Annotated in this window: 4 protein-coding genes; all 4 read right to left on the reverse strand. The window is 68.1% G+C overall.

Annotated elements, in window-relative coordinates; translation table 11 throughout:
* Window positions 1–32 precede the first annotated feature (32 nt).
* Window positions 33–21,077, reverse strand: a complete 21,045-nt coding sequence (locus P3T41_RS05570; RefSeq protein ID WP_280688259.1) for a hypothetical protein — start codon at window positions 21,075–21,077, stop codon at window positions 33–35.
* A 79-nt stretch (window positions 21,078–21,156) separates the two neighbouring features.
* A complete protein-coding gene (locus P3T41_RS05575; protein ID WP_280688261.1) occupies window positions 21,157–21,474 on the reverse strand; it encodes a hypothetical protein in 318 nt (105 codons plus the stop codon).
* The gene (locus P3T41_RS05580) at window positions 21,467–21,922 is read right to left on the reverse strand and encodes a YbaB/EbfC family nucleoid-associated protein (protein ID WP_280688262.1); all 456 of its coding nucleotides are present in this window, start codon (window positions 21,920–21,922) and stop codon (window positions 21,467–21,469) included. The genes P3T41_RS05575 and P3T41_RS05580 overlap by 8 nt, the downstream gene beginning before the upstream one ends.
* A 171-nt stretch (window positions 21,923–22,093) precedes the next feature.
* A complete protein-coding gene (locus tag P3T41_RS05585) occupies window positions 22,094–24,415 on the reverse strand; it encodes a hypothetical protein (RefSeq protein WP_280688264.1) in 2,322 nt (773 codons plus the stop codon).
* Between the last annotated feature and the right edge of the window lie 41 nt (window positions 24,416–24,456).

Below are 24,456 nucleotides of genomic sequence, written 5' to 3' on the forward strand. Positions count from 1 at the left end.
AGGTTCAGCCGAGCCCCGGACCACCACCGGCCTCAGCCCATCAGCGCGTTCGCGATGTCGTCGGCGATCGAGGGCGGATTGGCGGTCGAGGGCGGGCTGAGCACCTCCTCCACCACCGGGGTGTCCTGCTCCGCGGCCGGATCCACCCGGACGAAGCCCTGCGCCCCTCCCGGCGAGCCACCGTCCGCCGGCCATCCGATCGCCGGAATCCAGCTGCCCCGGCGGCCGGGCAGGAACGCGTGTCCACCGGTCAGCGCGAAGACCGTACGACCCGTCAGGTCCGCTACCTGGTAGGCTAGTTCCATCCCGCCGACCCCCGCGCCGGGGACCATCAGCACGATCGGCGCCGCCTTCGGCAGCTTCGCCAGCGCCGGGTCCGCCGCGACCATCTCGGCGAAGCCGTCAGGCTCCACCGCGAGCGGCGAGTCCGTCCCGGCCGTCAGCCTCACCTCCTGCGCCGTACCGCTCGCCAGCACGAAGTACGGCTGGTGCTCGGCCGACCACGGCGCCTCGACCGAACCGTGCTCCCCTTGGACGTAGCCGGGCTCGCCCGGATACACCTCAGGATCCACGGTGACCTTGCTGAACGCCCGCGCGCCGCCGTCGAACCCGAAGATCACCGGGTCGATGCTGTCCCAGTCACCCGGGGACAGGTACGCGCGACCGGCCGGCTTCGTGTCGTCCTCGCCCAGCGGCATGCCGTGCACCAGCGTGTCCGTGCCCGGCACCCGGTGCAGATCGCGGCCTTCCGGCCCGGCGCCCGGGTGGTAGCCCGAGGGTGCGCTGGTCAGTGACTCGGCGAGGGCGCTGTCGGGTTCGAAGGTCTGGAAGCGGCCCTTCGTCCCGTCCCGCATCAGCATGGAGAGCGTCGGACGCTGGGTGCCGTCGGACGGGACGGTCGGGGCAACCGCAATCAGATGTGTCGGTGCGTGCACCTTGAGCCCGGAAGCAGCGGACACGTCCCGGGCCACCGATGCCGCCTCGCACCCCATGAGCACGAGCTCCGGCTTCTGGCCACGCTGCGCAGCGGCCTCCTTCAGCCCCTTCACGACCTGGAGGCGCTTGAGATAGCCGCCGAACTGGGCGCCGCTGAACCTCTTGTCGCCCAACTCCGTGGACGTGCGCACACCGAGCTTCCCGGCGTGCGTCACATAGAAGACCGTGTTCTTCGGCTCGTACGGAACCTTCTCGACCAGACCCGTCGCCAGCTGCGGATGCACCCGGTGCTCATAGGTGTCGAGCTTCAGCAGGTGCGAGTACAGGCTGGGATCGCGGTCCATCGCGCCGAAGCGGCCGATCAGCTCTCCGTTGGGGCTGTAGAGATCCTTGGCGATGACCTGGTCGTCCCGCACGATGGTCCCGTCGAGTGCGACCAGCTGACCGGCCTCCTCCGAACCCGTCAGCTGGGCGGAGCCGGCGGCAGCCGTGCCGTTCGAAGCTTCGTCATCAGCCAGCCAGGCAGCCGCCGACTCGTGCTCGTCGGTCGAGAGCACCGGGTGGTCGCCCGGGTGCAGCGACACGGTCTCGGGTACCGGCGACGCATCCTCGCCGAACATCGAGTCGCTGGACTCCGGCCAGACGATCTCGCCGATCTGCGCCCCGATCCGACGCGGATCCCCGCCGAACGGACCGAGGCTGACCCGACGATCGGGCAGTTCGGCCTCCTGCTCGGCCAACGACAGAAGCGGTCGCTCCCCGCCGGGGACGAAGCGCAGCAGCGGTTCGAGACCCGGCTGGTCCTTGAGCCCCTTGGTCTCCGAGGGCCGGTGGGTCCCCACGATCTTCTGGTAGATCCCCAGGTCGAACGGCTTGGTCGGCTTCCAGAACATGTGCGCGCCGTGCTGGACGATGCCCGCGTCGAGCATCTCCTGCTTGGCCGCTTCGTACTCGTCCTCGTCCAACCGGATGCCGTCTGCCCGCTGGAGGTCGAACACGTCGTGGTCACCCGTCAGCGGCCGCCACACCCCGTCCTTGTCCAGCTGCTCGACCACGCCGTCCACCACCCGGAAGCGCGGCTGCTCCGCCTGCCCGAACTGCCGCATCTTCTCCTGGAGTTCCTTGAACTCGGCGCCCCGCTGCTGGTGGCGCCGCTGGACGGCGACCCAGAGCTTGTCGTCGGCCAGTTCCGGCCGGGACGACCGCTCCGGCAGCACGGGCTCGAAGAACCCGACGAGGCCGCGGTCGGACGGCTTCGCTCCCGGTACGTCGTCCCGAAGGTAGAGGTCCTCCGGGCTGATCGTCTTCGCCTTGATGTCCTCCGGCTTGGGCAGCGCCCGGATACCGTGATCGCCCCTCAGGTGCGCCACCGCGTCGGGGTTGGTCGGCCGGACCTCGATGACGACGCCCAGCCGGTCGGTGATCTCCTGGAACTTCTGCTGGGTCTCCCGGGGCATGCCCAGCACCTCCTCCGCGTAGCGCGGGGCCATGCGCAGGAAGCTCACCTTGCCCAGGACCGCCTCGGGCACCTGCTCGATCTTCGGGACGCCGGAACGCACCGTGCCACGACGCCAGTCGCGCGAGGCATCGCCGATCTGCGGCGGACCCGAGGAGGAGGTCCTGGTGGCCGGCGGCTGGTCCGTCAACGTCCCGGGCGACTGGTGACTCGGCAGGTCGCCGGGTCCGGCGTGGCCGCCGTCCGTCTCCGTGGTCGCCGTGCCCTCGACGGAGTGGAACAAGCCCCAGTCGCTGGCCGGCAGCTCGGCCTCGACGCTCGAAGCCCGATCGGAGGTGAACCAGTCGATGCCGCCCTTCCGCGACGACCCCGTGCGGTCGGGCTGCGTCCCGTCCAGCAGCGGCCGAGCAGGCTTGGCGGCGGGCCCCGACGCGACCGACGAGACACCGTCGTGGCCACCCGGGTAGAAGGTGCGGAACTCCCCTTCGCCACCTTCAGCATTGGGGGCCACGGCGATCGTGACCTCCTCCGAGCGGTCGTACGGGTCGTCCGGCGGTGGCGTGAAGCCGACCATGGCCGTCGGTGCGTGCACCGTGAGACCGAGTTCGTCCGCGACCGCCTGCGCGTGCGCGGCCGACTCGCAGGACATCAGCACCACCGAGACGGGCTTTCCGGCAACCGCCTCCTGCTTGAGCGCGACGATGCTCGGCCTGCGCTTGAGGAACCCGCCGAGTTGCGGTCCATCGGCCGGTGCGGCACCCGGGACGAACTCGAAGCCCGTCTCGTCCGCGTGCGTGTTGAAGAAGTACGCGTGCTCCGGGTCCCAGGGAACGTGGTGCTCCGGACCGCTGAGCGACTCCTCATCCGCCAGGCTCTGATAGGAGAAGAGCTCATTCAGCCGACCGAGCAGCGGAGCCTGCTCATGCTGGGTGCTCTGGTCCAGCAAGGCCCGACCGATCGGCCTCCCATGACCGTCGATGATCGTCCAGCTCCGCAGTCGGCTGTCGGCGACCTGTGTTCCGTCGACCAAGGTCACCTGGCCGGAGTCGTCGCCGTGCGCGGGGTCGACACCACCGGCGGACGGCGGGTCGACCCGCACGATCGTGCCGCGCGGCACGGGTTCGCCGTGGCCGTCCTGATGCGGGGTCCGCAGGCCCAGCGACCAGCCGTCGTCCTCCGGCACCATGTCCATGTCGCCGGTCAGGGCGTACACGGTCCGGTCCGTGGCCGCTGCGATCCGGCGCGGCAGGTCCAGCGTGCCGTCGCCGCTGTGCGGGATCGCGAGGACCAGCGGGACGTCCTCGGGAAGCCGGGCCAACTCCGAATCGCCCGCCAGGACGGCCGCGAACGCATCGTGGCCGACCGTGATGAGGTTTCCGCTCTCGTCCGTCATGAGCAGTTCGTCCCCGGAGTGGCGTCCCATGACGAAGTACGGCTCCGGGCCGCCCAGCCACGGCACCGGGAAGCGGCCGAGGTCCTGCACCAGGTAGCCCTGCTCGTCCGGGTCCCGCTCCGGGTTCACCAGGATGTGGCGGTAGTCCACCAGGTGACTCCGGAAGCGCGGAAGTTCGCCATCGAGCTCCTCGAAGTCCTCCGGCTCCGCGAAGGCCCGACCCTTGGCCCGCGGGTCGTCCTCCGAACCGAGTGGGCGGCTCTGGACCAGTTGCTCCGTTCCGGGCAGCTCGTGCAGATCGCGGCCGTCCGGCCCTGACTGCGGGAAGTGCAGCGCGACCGGCGAACGGTCGTCAGCGCTGCCAACGTGCTCGCCACCGAACGTCACCGCACCGGGCAACCGGGACAGCGCCTCGGTTTCACGTTCGATCGTGATCAGCGAGCTGCGACGGCGCTGCTCGACGGTCTCTCCCATCGCGGCCGGGTTCGGGTCGCGTCCCTTGGAGCGGCTCTGGATGTTGAGCTGATCGACACTGGCCGTGCGCTTCGGATCGCCGGCGATCTCGGCCTCCTTCTTCAACGCGGCCGAGACGTAGCCCAACAGGGCGTGCTCGGTGGCGACGCTGCGCCTGCGGCCCTGCGCCTTCGCGTTGAACGGGATTCGGGAGTTGCTGTAGCCGGTGATCCCCACCTTGAACGAGGGCGGCTGGTCGTTGCGCCAGTCGTAGTGCAGTTCCTTGAGGACCTGCTCGGAGAACTTCTGTACCCGTTGCTGCGCGAGATCGTCGAGCGACGTGCCGTTGCGGTCGAACGCGATCGTGGTCTGGTTGAAGCCACGGCCGCCGGACACGACACCCGCGAACGGGTTGGCGAGCTTGACCCGCTGGGCGACACGCCACTCGTAGAAGGTCTCCTCCTTGGCCCGGCCGTACATCTGGAAGAAGTACAGATCGGTGTCCTTACCGAGGTGCTCCGGAGAGAGCCGCTTCAGCACGTTGACCGTCTTGTCCCGGACCGCGGAGAGCTGCTTCTCCAACTCGGGACGATCCGCCTCGTCGGCCGTGTCCAGAGCGGCGCGAAGATCGCGCATCTTGCCGAGGTTATCGAGGAGTTGGGCGCGTCCCCCGGACGGGTCGGCCATCCGACCGGACTTCAACTCCGCGTCGATCTGCGGCAGCACATCCTTGTACCGGTCGTAGATCTGGTCGGTCGCCTCCTGCAGTGCGTTCCGGACCCCGCCGTCGCGCCGGTAGTTCTGCAGCGTCATGTGGTGCAGGTCGTCATCAGCGGCGGCGATCACGGAGGCGAAGTGGTAGCCACCGCGACGGCCTTCCTGGTAGCCGTTCACCGGGTCCAGGGAGAAGTCAGCGCCGAAGTCACGATCGCCGGTGATACCGCCGCTACCCACCGCCTGGATCAGATACGCCTCACTGACATCGGGCCAGGCGAACTGGTTGGTCCCCAGCTTCATCGAGGCCTCGGCCAGCGGATCCGGCTCTGCCGGATCCTGTCCCCAACTCGCGTGCAGTGCTTGCCCGTAGCGCTTGCCCTGTCCTGCCGAACCGCCGAACTCGCCAGGCTTCGTCGCGTCCTTCAGCACCGAGACGGCCTGCTCGCCGGACAACTCGTCCAGTGACACGCCACCCTCGGCGACCTTGGCCAGCAGGTCGGCGATCTCATGGGTGCCGGTCACCTCGATCCCACTCGCCGCCTTCAGCGGCCCGACCAACGCGTTCAGGCCGCCCTCGTCCTTACCGAGCGCCGTGCCCAGTCCGTCCCGGAAGACGAAATGCGAGGGAGCGCCACCCAGCACGATCGCCGCGAAGTCACGGCAGACCTCCGTCAGCTTCGCGTCACCGAAGTCCGCCACCACCATCGACAGCTTCCGCTGCGCGCCGTCGACCGTCACCTCGACGCTGTTCTCCGGCACGATCCGCAGCGTCACTCCGCTGTCGGCCCGGCGCAGCGCCGCCGAAGCCTGCTCCACCACCTCCTTCGTGGCGTAGAACTCACCGTGCTCGCCGAGCAGCGAGTTCACCGCCATCGACCCGTCCGCCGACAGCCGCAGCGCCGGCTTCTCGTCGTGGTGCAGTACCCGTGCCACCTGAAGATCACCGAACGAGCCCACCAGGTCACCCGACGAGCCGAAGACCACCTTCGCCCTCGGTTCCCGACGGGTGAAGGGCACCGGCACGCCCTGGCCCGAGGCCCCGTCCTTCGCATGGCCAGACGTCAGCACATAGTCGCTGACCGTCGAACTACCGGTCCACTGCGAACGGATGGCGTGGGTGATTCCCTCGACCGGCCGACCGCCGGAGTCCACCAGGCCGGACAACCCGTGGAACGCCCGGCCGTGATCCCGCGGCAACGGCCCGTCGCCAGAGCCCGCCAGGCGCGCGAACCGCGACCCGTCGTGCGTCACGTATCCCTTCGGCGCAGCCACCGAACCCACCGGCGACCGGCTGTCGTCCACCGGCAGATGAGCACCCAACCGCTCGACCGTCACCTCACCGGCACCAGCGGACACCTTCAGCTTCAGCCAGTGTCCACCGGTCTGCACCGACGGCCGACCCAGCAGATCGAACCCGAGACCGTTCGCGCTCGACACCACCAGATGGCCCGACCCCGACGGCCGAACCGCTCCGTCCTTGCCCACCGGCGGCGCGAACCAGAGCGTGCCCTCCGGTGCGTACGCCTCCAGGTCCAGCTGCGGCAGCTTCTCGTGCAGCGCCCGCAACACGTCGGCGGCAAAGGACGCCTCGGCGCCGCTGGCCGCGTCACAGGCCGACAGCAAGAGCGGCTTGTCACCCTGCCACACCCCCAGCCCATGCAACTTCGCCAGCACCGAAGCGAGTTCGTCCACTGATACCGGCCGGCCCTCCCACAGCGGCCGCCCCTGTCGATCGGTGTGTGCTGCCAGCACGAAGAACCGGTCATCTCGCGGGAAACGATCCACCGCGTCCCGGCGACCCTGCGACGCCGAGCCGTCATCCAAGAGCCTGGCACCCGAGCGACTCTGATGGTGCATCAGCGCGGAGACCATCGCGTCCACTCGGTCGCCGCTTGACGACACCACCGCCGGACCGGCTACCCGATCACCACCGAACGCCACAGCTCCGGACAGCTCGGAGTGCTCCTCCGGGTTGTTCGCGTCCTGATGTCCCAACTCAGCGTGCGCGGCTTCCTGACTCTCCGTCAGAGGTCGCTCCTGGGCCGGCTCGAGCCGAACGGGCTCAGGGATCGGCTCCAGCTCGTCGGCGACGTGCGACGGGCCAGGTCGGTCCGTCGCCGGCGCGGTCCCGGTCAGTTGCACGCTGCCCACGCGGCGCCGGACGGACGTGCGCTCCTCGGGCAGGACGTCCTTCGCGGGAAGTCGCTGGCCGCGGGAGGTCGCGACGATGTTCACCTGCGTGTGGTCGAACGGGTTCTCGCTGTCCCGGCCGGCGATTTCGAGGAAGCTCTGCAGGTCACCCTTCAGGTTGTCCGCGCGGAGCTGACCGGTGTCCTTGCGCCGGGACACCCGGGCGTTTCCGCCGACCTCGATCTTGACGGCGAACTTCGACGGGTCGTTGTACACCTTGATGAGTTCGGCGACCTTCCCACCGAACTTGTTGATCTCGCTGTGGCCCTCGGAGTCGAGCGTCTTCGCACCCTTGTCGAAGATGACGTTCAGCTCGTCCAGCACCAGCGGTCGCTCCACGGACGGCTCCTGGTGCCGACCGGTCGCCAGGCTCTCCGGGTCGAGCTTGGTGCCCGCCGCCTTGGCCAGCGCGGCCGCGGTCAGCGGACGTCCGCGCCGCTTGGCCTGCTGCGCCAGGGCGAGCAGCCGCTGCCGGTCGCCGGGCTGGACCGCCGCCTCGGCGTCCATGCCCAGGACCGAGCGGGCCAGCCGGTCGAGGTGTTCAGGGCGCAACTCGCCGCTGTGGCCGTACTCCTGGCGCAGGACGTCGGAGAGCCTGCGAACGTGCGTCAGCTCGGCCACGGTGGGCGTGGCGTCGGAGCCGGTGAGGTACCGGGTCACCTTGACGATGTCCCGCATCCGCAGGATCTCGTCCCCGGACACCTCGGCGCTCGGCTCGGACCCTCGCCCCAGGAGGGTGCGCGGCTCCCGGAGCAGTCCGGTCTCCCTTGCCAGGTCGGCCAGTTGCTCCGGCGTGTGCTCGGCCGGGTGGACGCTCAGCGTCGCACTGATGGCCAGCTGCGAGAGGATCGGCTGCGCGTCCGGTCCGTCGTAGAGCTCGGGGTAGTCCCGCTTCAGCGCCTCCGGATCGCGGGCCCCGAGCTCGGTGGTGATCTCGATCCGGTCGGCCGTCAACCGTTCCTCGCCCGGCTCCAGATGCTGCTGGAAGTCGTCCAGGTAGTGGCCGAGACGTCGACCGAACTCGGCCACCGCCGCATCCGTCAGCCCACTCGCCGACTCGTGCTCGGTCGGCAGCGAGTGCGTCGTGAAACGGACGGACGGCAGCTCGACTTCCTGGCGGAAGCGCCACAACGCGGCCTTGGCCACCCGGTGCGCGATGTGGTCGACACGGTCGCTCTGGATCTCGGTGAGCTGTTCCGTCTCGGCTCCGAACTCCAGCTCAATTCGCGGGTCGGCGTGATCGCTGAGCACGACCATGGCGATCGGGTTGTTCTTGTTCCCGCGCGTCGTGCGACTGTCGAGCATCGCGTACTGCTCGAAGAGCGTCTCGCCCTTGGCACGACCGTTCATGGCGAACCACCACATGTCACCTTCGCGGCCCATGTCGTCGCCGGAGAGGGCGAGCATCACGCGGTGCCCGTTGGCGCGCGCGTCGTCGAGCTCGGACTGGAGGGAACGCTCCTTGAGCGCCAGCTGCTGATCGTCGCCGGTACCGGCCTCCCGCAACTGCTCCTTGACCCGTGCGAGCTCCGCACCCACATCCCGGATCTGGACGATCACCTTGGCCAGCCCGACCTGCGGGTCTCCCTCGGAGAGCTCCCCCCGCGCCACGGCCTCGTTGAGGTCCTCCAGGATGGCGTCGATGCGCTCCCCGTAGTGCTGGATGTTGGCGTCCAGCGCCTCGGCCGCGAGCTCCCTGGCGCGCGTGTGGAAGTTGGCGTTCTCCAGGGTGATCTGGTGCTGACCGTCGAGGCTCTCGATCACGACCGGCGCGAAGTGATAGCCCCAGACCGGTGCCCGGACCCCGTCGTCGTCGCTGCCCAAGGTCTGGGCGAAGTCGAGGGAGAACCGGCGCCGGCGGTCTCGGTAGTCGTGGGCGACCGACTGCATGACGTAGCCTTCGCCGCCGACCCGGGCCCAGGCCTCCTCGTTCACCCCCATGCTCTTGGCCTGCTCGGACAGCTTCTTCCGCAGCGCCTCGTTACCGGGCGTGAACCGATTCAGCGCCCGGCCGTATGCCTCGCCGGGAGTGGGCCAGTCACTCTCCTTCGTCTTCGGCGCCTGCGCCATCACCGCCTGGCCCCACTCGGGGTCCAGCTCCACCGTGCTCTTCCCGTAGGCAGCCTTGGCGAGGGCGTCGGCCAGGTGATGAGTTCCCTCGATCTCGACGCCGTTGTTGGTGCCGATCCTGGCAGTGACCGTCTTTCCGGTGCCGCCCTCCTCGGGACTGCGCATGTCGGAGAGCACCGCGTGCGTGTGAGAGGCACCGAGAACCTTCTCGGAGAAGTCGCGACATACGGATGACGGGTCACTGTCGAAGCGCACGCTGACCTTGAGCAGCTCACGCTGCTCGCCCTCGTGGCTGAAACGGATCTTCACCTTGGTGTCGATCACCAACTCGGCCTTACTGCCGGCTTCGCGAAGGCTCTGCTGCGCGTGACGGATGGCGTCCGGGTGGCCGAAGAACTCCCTCGAGCGCCCCTGGTGGCTGGCGATCACCAGCGATCCATCGCCGGAAACCCGCAGCTGCGGGTGGTCAAGGCTCTCCACGGGCCGCTCGGCCCGATACGCGGGGAACGACGTGCTGCCCTCGCCATCGCCGACCTGCTTGACCCGGCCGCCGGTGGCGTAGGCATCGCGGTAGTTGAACACGGACTCCGGGTGCTCGCGCTGCCCCGACTCCTGCGCGGTGACGTCCTCGTGCTCGTTGATCACCTCGTAGTCGTCGAGGTAGGTCGACGGCCGCGCCTGCTCCCGGGGAACCGGCCGGCGGCCCCGGACGACCTGGTACCCGTCCTCCCTCGGGCCGTTGTCGGGGCTGAGTTCGTGGCCGGTGGGCGGGTCGTCGTGGTGGCGCAGTTCGACGGTGTACTGGTAGCCCTTGTGCTGTGCGTGCTGCTCCAGGGTGGTCTTCAGCTCCTGGGCCCGCGCGGCAGTCGGCAGGCTGTCCGGGTTCGGACCCGTGTGCCCCTCGTGCAGGTGGTTGACCGTGATCTTCTGCAGGTCCGACCAACGCAGCGGACCATGGACCTGCGTCTCGAAGTACGACTCCGTCGTCACACCGTTCTTCTTGACGTCCTCCCCGAACGCCTGGTCATGCGCGAACCCGGTCGCCTCACCGAACGCCAGGCGAACCTGGTGCGCGTCACCGTAGTTGAGCAGCGGGTCCAGGTGCGAGTCCGGCGTCACGGACCGCGCACCCATCTGGCCGGCCGTCCAGCTGTCGCGCGGCGTGTGCGTCACCCGGCCACGGATGTCCCCGTCCCAGTGCATCACGAACGCGCCGTACCGGGTGGCCACACCCCGGGTCTGGTACTTCGAGATCATCGCCGCGTACTTCGGCAGCTCATCCGGGTTCTCCGGCTTGAACTTCGACCCCTTGCTCTCCGTGTCCTGGAAGAACGCCTTCGTCGCCGAGTCCCGCCGCAGCGACGGCGCGTATCCGAAGTGCTCCTCCACACTCCCGCGACGCGAGTCGTCGACCGCCGCCTGCGACGCCCGGGTCCGCCACGTGTTACGGAACTCCTGACCCTCGTCGTTGATCAGCTTGTCCAGCAGCGTCGCGTCCACCCCAGACGACGAACGCCGCTTGAACGGCTCCCTCAGCTTGTCCAGCATCTGCGACGAACGACGACGCCCACCACCCGTGCTCACCTTCCGGTTCGCGTTCAGCTCGCGATCCAGGTGGAAGTTGGTCGCGATGCTCATGTTCTGGTGCATGTGCTCGTGCACCTGCTGCAACAGCGACGAGATCTCCTCGTCAGTGCCGACCGGGTAGCCCTTCACCCACGCCCAATCACCCTTCTGCTCCCGCAGATTGGTGATCAGCAGCTGACGCTCACGCGCCTCGAACTCGATCGCCTTACGCTCCGCCAACACCAACGCGGCCACCTGCGCCGGCTCCAACGCCTTCCAGTCCGTCTGGTCCTTCAACGTGTCGAACAGCGCACGGTCCTCCCGCGCGCGCCGCAGATCCAACGCCGCCAACGGGTTGTTCGGCTCCTCGACCGCCAGCGCCTGGGCCTGCGCGATCTTCTCGTCCAGGTGCGCCACCGCGCTCTCGGGGTGCTGCAGGTCGTGCGACAACTCCAGGTCACGCGGACCCGGAATCATCAACTGGCGTGGCCGGCCCTCCAGATCCCGCAGACCCTGCTCGGTCTGAAGGTCGGCGACCTCCGCCTCCACGTGCTGGAGCTTCGCCTGGACATGCTCGATCTGCCACTGCGGGTCGGAGCCGAGCGTGAGCGAGCCCAACTTCTCACGCAGCGAGGCGATCTCCGCCGTGCGGCGGTCCATGCCCGTTTGGAGCGACTCGTCCGACCCCCGCAGGAACCGCGAGAACTCCGAGCGCAGGCTGTCCTGCTGGCGCGGAATGCCTCGCTCCAGCTTCCCAAGACGATCCTTCTCCTGGTCCGACAGGGTGTCGCCAGCGTTCTGACGATCCTTCAGGCCGGCCAGCTCCTGACGCTGCGACCCCAGGTCATCCCACTTCTGCGAAGCGGTGGTGAACGGGTCCTCCGTCTGATCGCCCGCCACCCGCAACGGACGGTCCAACGGATGCCCCGCCACCCCCATCTCGATCACCGGACGCGGACCATCGGCCTCATCGTCAGGAGTGTTGTCAGGGCTCACCTCGGTCCGCTGGTCCCGCGGCCCGACGGAGTCCAACGGGTGCACGGAGTCATCACCACTGTGCGTGGTGACGGTCTCCTTCGGCCGGGGGTGGAAGGTCTGGAACGACCCCTCCTCACCGTTCGCCGACGGCCGCACATAGAGCACCGCACCCGACTTCGCGTTGAACGGGTCCTCCGGGTCACCACTCACCACGCCAGCACGGCCGGTCGGCGCGTGCACCACCATCTTCGTCTCGTCCGCGACCGCCTGCGCCTCCGCCGCCGACCCACAACTCAACAGCACGATCGACGCCGGCTTCTCCGGCTCCTTCTCCAAGGCCGCAGCAGCCTTCAGATCGATCAGACTCTCACGCCGGTTCAGCAGCCGACCGAGACCGTTGCCACCCACCCACTTCGTGCGACCGTCCTCGGTCTCCAGGCTGAAGCCCTTCGCCTCGTAATGGTCCGCGAAGAGATAGAAGTCCTTACCCCACGGCACCTGCTGGAACTTCCCCGAGGGCGTACGCCAGTCATCACGCTGCTCGTAACTCCGCAAGTCCCGCAACTGCCGGTACAGATCCTGCCGGATCCGCCAGTCACCGTCCTTGAACACCGCGCGGCCGAACGACTTGCCGCTCTGGTCGGTCAACTGCCGCGTCCGCACCTGCGAATCATCGATCACCTCCCCGCCATGCGTCTGCAGCGGCGCGTTGTCAGGGCTCGGCTCGTGGGAGGCCGATGCCACGGGCCCGTCGTGCAGTTGGAAGCCGTGCTGGGGCTTGCTCTGCTCCTCGGCGCCCATGAGCTTGCGGAAGTCCTCGGACATCCGCCGCTCGGCCGCGACGGCTTCCACCGGGTTGGCCCGCTCCGAGTGGACCGCCTGCGGGTCCGGGCCGTAGAGGCGCTCCAGCAGCGGCAGGAGCATCGGCTCGTTCGCGCGAACCCACTCGTGCCCGTTGTTGCGCGGATGATCCGTGTACGGGTCCTTGTTGGTATTGGTCCCCAGGTACGCGTTGCTGACCTGGGCGAAGTACTCGTACTCGTTGCGGGAGGCGTAGTTGTCGCCGCTTGGGTGGTCGTACCGGCGCGGGCCGTCGGACCACGCGACCAGGCTGTCCTGGCCTAGGGCGTGAGCTGCCTGGTCCATCATCAGCTTGTACTGGTACGCCGAAGTCACCAGTTGCTTGTCCTCGGGCGACAGGCCCGCTTCATGGACCGCGTGGGCGAACTCGTGCGTCGTGGTCGAGTAGCCGTCCGGGTAGTGTCGGACCCAGCCGATCGAGGTGTCCTCCCCGAGCAGGTTCTCCTCGGTGACGGCGGCCTCGCCGCCGGCCTGCAATCCCCTGATCTGGTCGAGGCTTCGCCCGTCACCGGACGCACCCTCCGCCTTCTGCCCGCGCAGACCCTCGAACGGCGGGACCTCCGTCATCATGACGTCCCTGGGCACCACCGTGGCCCCGGCGCCCTTCTTCAGCATCCGGGCGGCCACATCCGGGTCCTGCAGCATCCGTGCGACCTGCGCACGGGCCGCCAGCCGGGCCGAGATCGGCTGCTCCGCACGCGGATCCACCCGGACGATCAGCTGGGCCGCCGTCGCGGCCAGCTCCTCCTTCGACAGTGAGGCGCGCAACCCGTTGACGAAGTCCGGGTTGAGGGCCAGCCAGCGACGCTGTGCGTCGGTCAGCGAATCCAGCTCGCGAGCGCGCTCCTGCGCCGACTTGGTCGGCAGCTCGTTGACCAGCTTGAAGGCCTCGTCCCCCCCGATCGTGTCGAAGTGCCCCTGCAGAAGTCCCTCCTGGAACCAGCGGCTCCGGCTCTCGGCGTCCAACTGCGGGTCGACCGAGGACGCGCCGTGCGGGGCGGTGTCGGTGGCGGTCCCGGCCTCGCTGTCGGTCCCGTTGTCGGGGCTGAGTTCGTGGTTGGTGGGCGCGTCGTCGTGGTGACGGAGCTCGACGGTGTACCGGTAACCCTTGAGCTGCGCGTGCTGCTCCAGGGTCGCCTTCAACTCCTGGGCGCGGGCGGCGGTCGGCAGGCTGTCCGGGTTCAGGCCCGTGTGACCCTCGTGCAGGTGGTTGACCGTGATTGTCTTCAGATCCGACCAACGCAGCGGACCATGGATCTGCGTCTCGAAGTACGACTCGGTGGTCACACCGTTCTTCTTGGCGTCCTCGCCGAACGCCTGGTCGTGCGCGAAGTCGGTGGCCTCGCCGAACGCAAGGCGGACCTGGTGCGCGTCACCGTAGTTGAGCAGCGGGTCCAGGTGCGAGTCCGGCGTCACGGACCGCGCGCCCATCTGACCGGCCGTCCAACTGTCGCGCGGCGTGTGCGTCACCCGGCCACGAATCGCCCCGTCCCAGTGCATCACGAACGCCCCGTAACGCGTCGCCACACCCTTGGTCTGCAACGGCGAGATCAACGCCGCGTACTTCGGCAGCTCATCCGGGTTCTCCGGCTTGAACTTCGAACCCTTGCTCTCCGTATCCTGGAAGAACTCCTTCGAGGCCGAGTCCCGCCGCAGCGACGGCGCGTACCCGAAGTGCTCCTCCACACTCCCACGACGCGAATCATCGACCGCCGCCTGCGAAGCCCCCGTCTCCCACGTGTTACGGAACTCCTGACCCTCATCCTTGATCAGCTTGTCCAGCAACGTCGACGGACGCCGCTTGAACTTCTCCGTCAACTTGTCCAGCAGCAGCCCCGACGAACGGCGCCGACCACCCACGCTCACCCGGCGGTTCGCGTTCAGCTCGCGGTCCAGGTGGAAGTTGGTCGCCACCGTCATGTTCCGGTGCATGTGGTCGTGCACCCGCTGGAGCAGCGCACTGATCTCTTCGTCACTGCCGAGCGGGTAGTCCTTCGCCCACGCCCACTCACCCTTCGGGTCCCGCAACTTCTCGATCAGCAACTGACGCTCACGCGCCTCGAACTCGACCGCCTTGCGTTCCGCCAACACCAACGCCGAGACCTGCGCCGGCTCCAACGCCTTCCAGTCCGTCTGGTCCTTCAACGTGTCGAAGAGCGCCCGGTCATCCTGCGCGCGCCACAGATCCAGCGTCGCCAGCGGGTTGTTCGGCTCCTTCGCCGCCAACGCCTGGGCCTGCGCGACCTTCTCATCCAGGTGCGCCACCGCGCTCTCAGGGTGCTGAAGGTCGTGCGACAACTCCAGGTCACGCGGACCCGGAATCATCAACTGGCGCGGCCAGCCCTCCAGATCGCGCAAACCCTGCTCGCCCTGGAGGTCGGCGACCTCCGCCTCCACATGCTGCAGCTTCGCCTGGACATGCTCGATCTGCCACTGCGGGTCCGACCCATGCGTAAGCGAGCCCAACTTCTCACGCAGCGAGGCGATCTCCGCCGTGCGGCGGTCCACACCCGCCTGCAGCGACTCATCCGAACCCCGCAAGAACCGCGAGAACTCCGAACGCAGACCGGACTGCTGACGCGAAATACCCCGCTCCAGCTCCCCCACACGACCGCGCTCGGCATCCGACAAGGCCCCGCCAGAATCCTGACGATCCTTCAGGTCTGCCAACTCTCGGCGCTGCCCTGCCAACTCGTCCCACTTCGAGGCCGCAGTGGTGAACGGGTCTTCGGTCTGATCGCCTCGCACCCGGAGCGGACGGTCCAGCGGATGCCCCGCCACCCCCATCTGCGTCACCGTCTCCGGACGCGGACCATCACCCTCATCGTCAGGAGTGTTGTCAGGGCTCACCTCGGTCCGGTGCTCAGCCGACCCGACGAGGTCCAGCGGGTGCACCGAGTCATCGTCACTGTGGGCGCTGAGGGTCTCCTGCGGCCGGGGGTGGAACGTCTGGAATGTCCCCTCCTCACCGTTCGCCGACGGCCGCACGTACAGCACCGCACCCGACTTCGCGTTGAACGGGTCCTCCGGGTCACCACTCACCACACCGGCCCTACCGGTCGGCGCGTGCACCACCATGCCCGTCTCGTCCGCGACCGCCTGCGCCTCAGCCGCCGACCCACAGCTCAACAACACGATCGACGCCGGCTTCTCCGGCTCCTCGACCTTCCCCTGAGCCGCAGCAGCCTTCAGGTCGATCAGGCTCTCACGCCGGTTCAGCAACCGACCGAGACCGTTCCCACCCACCCACTTCGTGCGACCATCCTGGGTCTCCAGACTGAAGCCCTTCGCCTCATAGTGATCGGCGAAGAGATAGAAGTCCTTACCCCACGGCACCTGCCGGAACTTCCCCGACGGCTGACGCCAGTCATCACGCTGCTCATAACTCCGCAAGTCCCGCAACTGCCGGTACAGATCCTGCCGGATCCGCCAGTCACCGTCCTTGAACACCGCCCGACCGAACGACTTACCACCTTGATCGGTCAACTGCCGCGTCCGCACCTGCGAATCATCGATCACCTCCCCGCCATGCGTCACCAACCGCCCGTTATCGGGCAGCGAGAACGGACCAGAACCGAAGAACACCTTCCCCGGCATATCCTCCGCGAGCGAGGCATACGCGATCTTGTTCTCTTCGGTGTTCCCGAAGGTCTCACTCGTCCAGCCCAGGCCCACGACCTTCACACTGTCGTTTTCCGGCCCCCGCCCATCGACCACGATCGCCACATGCTGCGAGTTCGCACCCAGCACCACCAACTGGCCGACCTTCGGCTCCCGCACACCCGCCACGAACTCGCTCTGTGAGAACGGCAGCAGACGCTTCGCCAGCCACTGATTCCAGTCCTGGCCCCCCGTGTCCGTGGTCTGGTACGTCTCCCTGATCCACTCCGCCGACAGCACACGCTTGTGGAAGCCCGCCAACATCACGGTCTCCCAGCAGTTCGCCGACGTGCCCTCCGCCAACTTCGGCGCCAGCTCCGGATCCGCACCGTTCCGCGCCCAGACCGCGAAGTCGGTCGTGCCTTCCTGACCCGACGAATCCCACCGCATCCGCGCCTGCTTCACCGCGAGCTCGTCCAGCAGCGACGAGACCCGGCGACCTGCCCGCAGCGGCTGCCCCGGGTGGTCGTCCAGCGCACCCGAGATGTTGTGCATCAGCAGCTGGTCCGCCAGGCCTTCGGCCGACTCCGCCAGGTGCGGAATGTCGTGCTGCTGCAGGAACTCCCGCACCTTGGCGACATCCGCCGGGTGGTTGTCACCACCAACCCCGACCGAACCCTCGACCTCCAGGTCCAGGTGCGCCAACTGCTCACGCCGCAACGGCTGCTGCCGCGCCACCTCGATGTGCTCCAGCAGCTCCAGACCGATCTCGATCTTCACCTCGGTCGGACGCGGCGCCGGACGACCCTTCACCGCACCGATCGCGACCGACTCGCTCGCCTTCTTCTGCAAGTCCTTCTCGGCGATCGGCGCCAGCGCGTCCTTCAACGACTTCGCCTGATCCGCCGACAGCAACTCGAAGTTGCTCATCCGCGACACGAGCTCATCAAGCTCACGCGCGGAACCGTTCGTCCTCCCGTTCGCACCGAGAATCGCACCCGACGGCAGATTCACCTGCAGCTCGGGCAGCCCGTGCTCACTCGGACCGTTGTCCGGGCTCATGGCATGGACGTCGGACGCGACCGACTCGTGGGCAGCCGGTTCCACGTTCACGTTCGGCGCCACCGGCTCGGACCGGTCGGCACGCGGCGTCATCGCCAGTTCGTCGAAGATGTCGCCGAACGACGAGACCTCGGCGATGGTGGGGAGTTCGAGGTTCCCACCGGCGACGTCCTCATGCGTGTCCGCTGCCGACGACTCGACGGCGGGCTTCGGACCGTCCCCCATGGACTCAGAGGCGGTGGGCTTCGGCGCCTCGACCTCGCTGTCGGTCGAACCATGGTCGCCGGTCAGGCTCTTGTACTCCTCCCCCTCGACCAGCGTGGGCTTCGCGGGCGCCTTGACCGTCGAGCGGGCCGGCGGCGTGGTGTCCGACTCGATGGGACCCTCGCCGTGGCTGCCGGAGTCCTCGACCACGGGCTCCTCGTCGACCCCGCCGAACAGAGTGTCCGCCCACTCGCGGAACTCGGCCGGCCCCTCCTCTCGCTCCGGAGTCCGCTCGCGCGCCTGAGTCAGCTTCGCCTGGTAGCCGTCGCCGTCGCGGTGCACGGTGACCTCAGGGCGGCCCTTGGGGCCGTGGACCGCGAGTTCGTGCTCGATGCCGGCCTCGTCCCTGCTCACGACGCGCAGCCGGATGCCCAGCGCGTGCGCCGTCAGCGGCACCAGCGTCTCGTCCTGCCGCGCACCCGAGTTGACCAGCTCGCGGAGCTGCTTGAACTCCTCCTCGGAGAGCATGGTCCGGCTGTTGGTGCGGGCCTTCGCCAGCAGGTCGACCAGCTTCTCCTTGGCGAGCCGGTTGAGGTTGATCCGCACGCCCTTCTTGGCCAGGTAGGCGAACTGCTGCTCCGCCGAGAGCGTGCGGCCACCACGGCCCGGGAACTTCTGGCCGAACTCGGCCTCGGCCTCGGCACGGGCCCGCGCCGGGGTGATGCCCTTGGACTCGGCGAGCTCCGCCGCACGCAGCTCGATGTACTGGCGGCGCAGCTCGCCCGCCTCGTCGGCCGGCTGCTCCCGGTGGGCGGCGACGAAGCTACGGGCGGCGTTGCGGCCGGTCTGGTTCCGGAAGTCCCAGGCGACCTCGGTCTCGGCCGTCCGGTGCGCGTACTGCTCGCTGCGCCCCTGACCGGTGAGCTCCTTGACCCGCGCCTTGAGGTAAGCGGCCTGGAGCACGTGCTCGGGGACCACCTCGTGGCTGGGCGCGCTGCTCAGGCCCAAGGCCCGCAGCTCGGACCGAACCTGATGGACCGTCATCTCCTCGGCGGCCGCGTGCACGGCCTCGGGGTTCTGCTGGCGGAAGGCCTTGGCGACCTCGACCGGCAGCGTCTGCGGCGTGGTCTTGGTCAGGAAGGCGTCGACCGTGAGCTTCGTGCTCCGGCTAGCCGTCGCGAGCTGCGTGTCGTCGAGGAGGCTGCCGTGGCGGCTGACCTCCAGCGCGGAGAGCAGGCTGTGGCTGTCGGCCACGCTGCCGTCGTTGAACCGGTCGGTGACGGTCTTGAGGGCGGTGTTCCAGGAGTCGCTCAGCGTGGTGTTCCCGACGGTCTCGTGGATCGTCGGGGACTCCTCCGCGTTGCTGAACAAGGGGGTGTGCGAGGTGGTGGGGGCATCAGCGGTGCTGGCGAAATCCGCGGAGGCGGTGGCAGTGGCAGTGGCAGTGGCGTGCTCGGAAGCGGTGGCGGGCTTGAGCCCCATCCCGGTGAGCGCCTCGTCGCTGAACGAGGTGCTGACCGGCTCGATCGGCTTGAGGAAGCCGCCGTCGCTCACGGTGCTCGGGCGGGCGCTGGGCAGGTTCTCCGGCTGCATGCCCGTGTTGACCAGGTCGCCGAACGACTCGCCCAGGTCCGGCTCGGCCAGCTTGGGCGCGGCGGAGGAGGTGGCCGGCCGGGAGACGTCCCCGAGGTCCGGCCAGGTGTGGCCCGCGTAGAGGTCCTCGACCATGGTCGGCGCGCCGTGCGGGTTGTTGCGCGGCACCGGGAAGGGCGCCTCGTAGCCGGCCAGGTTGGCGAGCATCGAGAGGTACGTGATCGGGTCCTTGGCGCCGTAGTACTTGTCCCCGCTCGGCGCCCGGTCGGGGTTGTTCCGCCAGGCGTTGATCTTCTCCATGTACACGTGGCCGAGCGGGGACGTCACGTGGTGCATGGCCTGGCCGAGCACGCCCATGGCCATGCCGGACATGAACCCCACGGCGTTGACGTCGAAGTTCTGGCCGTTGGCCGCGTTGATGATCCAGCCGGAGAAGAGGTTCTGCAGGCCCTGGTCGACGTGGTTGATGATCTCGCGGCCCATCAGGAACGTCGAGTCGCCCTCGCCGATGTGGTCGATCAGCTCCGGCAGCAGGTGCGACAGCGTGCCGACCGCACCCGCGTCCATCCGACCGGCTCCCTGGGTCAGTGTCCGCTCCAGTGCGGCGCTCAGATCGGTGTGGTCTGCGCCGGCCCGGCCCCACATCTGAGTGATCGTCCTACCGAAGTCCTTGCCGACGTCCCCCGCGAGCTTCCGACCGCCCAGTACCTCGCCGAGGTGCTTCCGGAAGAGGTTGTCCATCTTCTGCTCGAAGGACTCGGCGATCGAGCCCTCGCCCATTCGCTGGAAGCCGGTCCCGAACTGGGTGGCCGTCGCCTTCAGCAGCATCCCCAGGTCCTGCGAGAACGCCTCCGAGGCCTGCGTCTCCAACCACAGCTGGGCGACGGCAGTCGCCTCCTGGGGCGTCAGAGACCCGCCGTGGTCGAGCTGCCCGGCTTCCTTCTCCACCTCGTGGACCGCGACTTCGGTGACCTCCTCGGCCACGACGTGCTCGACGGCTGCCTCCGCCTCCTGCTCCGCGGCTTGCTTCGCGGCCTCCTCGGCGGCCGCCCTGGCCGCGAGCGCCAGCGTTTCGTCGACCTGCGTCTCGACGCTCTGCGTCACGTCGTGGCCGGCCACCGTGGTGACGTCGTGCGTGACGTCGTTGGTGACCTCGTGCGTGAGGTCGTGCGTGAGGTCATGCGTCACGTCGTTGACCACGGCGTGGCCGAGGTCGCCCGCCGCCGTGTGCGTGCCGTCGTTCACAGCGGTGTCCAGCGCGTGCGCGAGGTCCCCGGCCAGCACCTCGCCGCCACTACGGCCGAGCGCCGAGCTGAGGAAGTCGCCCAGGCCCTTGCCGACGATGTGCATGATCGGACCGAGGATGGCGTTGACGCCCGCGTTCTCCAGCGTCGAGACGATGTTCGACGTGTCGTAGCCGTCGCGGTGGCCCTCGATGATCTGGATCGTCTGGACCAGGGCGTCGAGCCGCAGACCTGAGGTGACCTGGTTGAACGCCTGCTTCGCGACCTGCTCCACGAACCACTTCGAGAGCTGGACCAGGAACTCCTTCGTCAGGAAGTACTCCCAGGCGAGCTCGAACAGCACCTCCGGCTGGAACGGCGCCCAGAGCCACGCGTTGATCGTGTTGATCAGCAGGTCCACCAGCTGAGCAATGATCATCAGCTGCGTGTACTCGGTCTGGGTCGCGGTCTGGTAGGCGTAGGCCGCCAGGTCCGACACCTGACTCGCGGTCATCGACAGGGGGTCGGTGCCGTCCGACAGGGCGACCAGGTTGCGCATCGAATCGACGAACGCGCTGCCGCCCTGGCCCTGGAAGTTGTCCGCGAGCCAGTTCGTCAGCGCGGTGATGTGGTCCCGCAGTTCCGGGAGGTCCTTCGCGAGTTGCTGGTAGGCCACAGCGGTCTCCCGCATGCCGTCCGGGTCCATCGTCGGATAGCACTGCTGGCCGCCGAGCACGGCGAGCATGTTCAGGAGGTCTTCACTCAACTTGGCCATTACCGCGTATCCTTAAATGCTTACTACCAGCAATGCGAACGAACTGGACCGGCCCCCGGAACCGCCCGGCCGACCGGTACTAGTGGTGGAAATCCGCGAGATGAACCGATGCCTCATCGATATTGCCGATGTGGTTGACCGCGGTCCGCCCGTTCACACCCTTCGCGTCCACGACCTCGCCAAGGCGGCCGACCGTGTCCGTGGCGTCCCTCATCACGGGATCGCTCTGCTCGAAGTACGCCTCGGCGGCGGAATCGACCGTCCGGTCCCCGCCGAATTCGGTGTTGTACTCGTTCAGCGTGTGGAGGTCCCCCTGGACCTTCAGGAGCGAATCCGAGACGCTCTGGAGAAGTTCGAAACCCCGTGGGGACTCCTCGCCGACGAAAAGCTCAACCATTGAATTCCTCCTGCTTCTTGTTCCGGTTCTTCCTGGCCTCCGCCTCGGCGTAGCCGGGACGCATCGACCGCAGCGGTTCGAGCAGCGCGTGCAGCTCCGCGCCGCCCGGGACCGACAGGCGGAGCAAGTCCTGTACGCCGTCCAGGCGTTCGGTCGGCTTGGTGAGCTTCTCGCCGACCTTCGCGCGGGCCTCGTTGAGGAGGTCGGTGAGCACGGTGGCGAGTTGGGCCGGTGCCATCGCCTGGTACGCGGTGGTGTGGAAGGTCAGCGAGACGACCTGGCCCTGCGCACCGACCTTGGCGGTGACCATCCGGTCCTTCGTGGTGACCTCGGCGGTCGTCGCCAGGTACTCCTTGCGCATCTCCTGCAGCTTGGCGTGGTGCTCCTGGACCCTGGCCATCACCTCCTGGACGTGCTCCGAGCCGGACGGGTCGTCCATCTCCGCCATGTCCCACCTCCGAATAACTCACTGAACTCACTGAAAACCGAGATGCGCGCCGGGCCGGACGTGCCGGGCCCGACGCGCATCGACGCGGGTACCTCTCGCCTCTAACCGGCTCTACGGGCACGGTCCACGGCGAGGTTCAGAGTGGGGTTCACAGGGGGTCGGGCAGGCGGATCAGCGCCCGATGACTCCGTCCACCGCGGTCGACTCCGTCCCCCAGGTCTCCTCGTCCTCGGAGAGCCAGGTGGTGCGCTGCCGCTCCTGCCCCTGGCCGCCGGCACCGCCCGCGCCCATGCCGCCCATGCCGCCCATCGGCGGCATCATCGGGGGTTGTTGGGACTGGGTCGGGGTCGGCGTCGAGGGACCGCCGGACGACTGGGACGGGTCGAGCGAGGAGGCGGCGGAGGACGTGCTCCGGCCCGGGTTCTGCCCGCCGGGGACCTGGTCCGGGTTCAGCGCCGCCGCCTGCTGGGCGGCCTTCGTCTGGTCCGGGGTCAGCAGGCCGCCGTTGTTCAGGACCTGCTGCGGGTTGAAGCCGGAGCCCGCACCACCCGTGGTGGGCAGCGGGGTGGAGGCGGGGATGTTGGAGGTGTCGAACTGGGGCGGTCCGCTCTGCGGCAAGGGGGTGTTGTTGAAGTCGTTCCAGCCGCCCTGCTGCTGCGAGGGGTGGTTGGAGCTCATCGCGGCTTCCTCGTCGGCCAGCAGCTGGCTCGACTGCGAGACCGGGTTGCCGCTGGAGTCGAGCACGGAGCCGTCGTGGCTGATCGTGTCGCCCTGGCCGAGCACGATCTTGTTGCCGTTGCTGTCCGTCAGGAGCTTGCCGTCCGGACCGGTGACCGTCCCGTCCGCGTTGATCTTCGACCCTGCCGGAACCTTCAGCGCGTCGCTGTTCGCGTTGGGGTTCTGCTGTTGCTGCTGCGTGCCGACCTTGCTGCCCTTGGGCGGGAAGTACGGGTGACCGCCGATCATGTACGGGTGACCGTCCGGCCCGTAGAGTTCGCCGTTCTTGCCGATCGTGGAGCCCGGCGGAACCATGATCGGATTGCCGTGCTTGTCCTTCAGCGGCTGGCCGTTCGGGCCGAGCAGCGGGACGTCACCGTTGCTGTTGGGGTTGGCGTTCGGGTTGAGATTGGGGTTCAGGTTCGGGTTGTGCGTGGAGTTCGGGTTCGGGAGGCCGTTGCTGTTCTTGTTGAGGTTCGGGACGGAGTTCTTGGAGTTGCTGCCCGGCAGGCCGCCCGGCAGGCCACTGCCGCTGTTCTTGCTGTTCTTGCTGTTCGGACCACCTGGCAGGCCACCGCCCGGTGAGCCGCCGCCCGGCAGACCGCTGTTGCTGTTCGGCAGCGAGTTGCTGTCGAGGTTCGGATTGAGGTTCGAGTTGCTGTTGATGTTGCTGTTCGAGGGGCTCTGCGGCAGCGGGATGTTCTTCGGCGCCGGCGTGATGTTGGTGGGGATCTTGTCCATCAAGGTCTGGATCACCTTGTCGAAATCGGACATCGCGTTGCCGGCACCCACGTCCAGCGTCGTCTGCAGATTGAGGAGCCACTTCTGCATGGCGGCGTTCCGAACGTTGTCCCAGAAGGCCTGGTTCGGATTGCTGTCCTGCATCACATTGCTGTACACCGGGGTGCCGTCGTCGTAGAGCTTGGGACTGTCCACGACGGTGCCGTAGGGCGTGGTGATGCTGACCTGGAGGGGATATCCGTACGAGTCGTACTGGATGTTCGCCTTGACCCCGTTCATCGGCTGTCCGGGACCGACACCGAGCACCCACTTGAAGCAGTTCGCCGGGTAGGCGAGGTCGGTCGCCAGCCACTGGTTGTAGGTGTCCCAGAGCGCGCGGTGGGTGGCCCCGAGTTGCGACCGGACGTCCTGCAGCGGCTGGGCGAGCGAGCCCTGCATGTTCAACTGGTCGTGCAGGCTGCTGAACTCGCCGGCCAGTCCGTCCAGCACCATGCGGAACTCGTTGGCCGCCGTACCCTGCCAGTCGCTGCTCGGATCGCCGACCGTGTCCCGCCAGCCCTGGATCGTCTGCTGCCAGCCGACCAGCCAGGAGTCGAAGTTCCCGATCATCTGGGAGGCGGCGTCGAAGCTCCACACGCTCGTGGTGTCGTTCTGGGCCCCACCCCAGAGCAGGTCGGTGAGCACCTGGCCGGGCTGCTGGTAGAAGTTGGAGAAGGCGGAACCCGTGTCGAAGGCGGGGTAGTTCATCTTGATGCCGACGAACGTGTACCACCAGTTCTGGCCGAACCCGTCCAGGTAGGGGACCCAGAGGCAGGCGTCGAAGGTGCTCCAGAGATTGGTCTGCGTCGTCCAGACGAACTGGCCGCTCGGGATGAGCCACTGCGTGGACGGGGAGTTCGAGTTGTTGGGGTTGAGCTGCCCGCTCGAATTCTTGACCATCGGGTTGGTCCCGTCCGAGGCGACGGCACTACGGTCGACGATGTTCGCCGCCTTGGCGGACCAGTCGAACGTCTGCAGCGTTTCTTCCCAGTTCATGGCGGTTGGCTCCCAGTGTGTCCAGACGTGCTGATGATCGG

The organism is Kitasatospora sp. GAS204B, from assembly GCF_029892155.1.
Taxonomy (GTDB): Bacteria; Actinomycetota; Actinomycetes; order Streptomycetales; family Streptomycetaceae; genus Kitasatospora.

What these genes read in the sequence shown, in the direction of transcription:
- P3T41_RS05570 (WP_280688259.1), bottom strand. Translation starts at nt 21,077, where the DNA reads ATGGCCAAGTTGAGTGAAGACCTCCTGAACATGCTCGCCGTGCTCGGC.
- P3T41_RS05575 (WP_280688261.1), bottom strand. Translation starts at nt 21,474, where the DNA reads ATGGTTGAGCTTTTCGTCGGCGAGGAGTCCCCACGGGGTTTCGAACTT.
- P3T41_RS05580 (WP_280688262.1), bottom strand. Translation starts at nt 21,922, where the DNA reads ATGGCGGAGATGGACGACCCGTCCGGCTCGGAGCACGTCCAGGAGGTG.
- P3T41_RS05585 (WP_280688264.1), bottom strand. Translation starts at nt 24,415, where the DNA reads ATGAACTGGGAAGAAACGCTGCAGACGTTCGACTGGTCCGCCAAGGCG.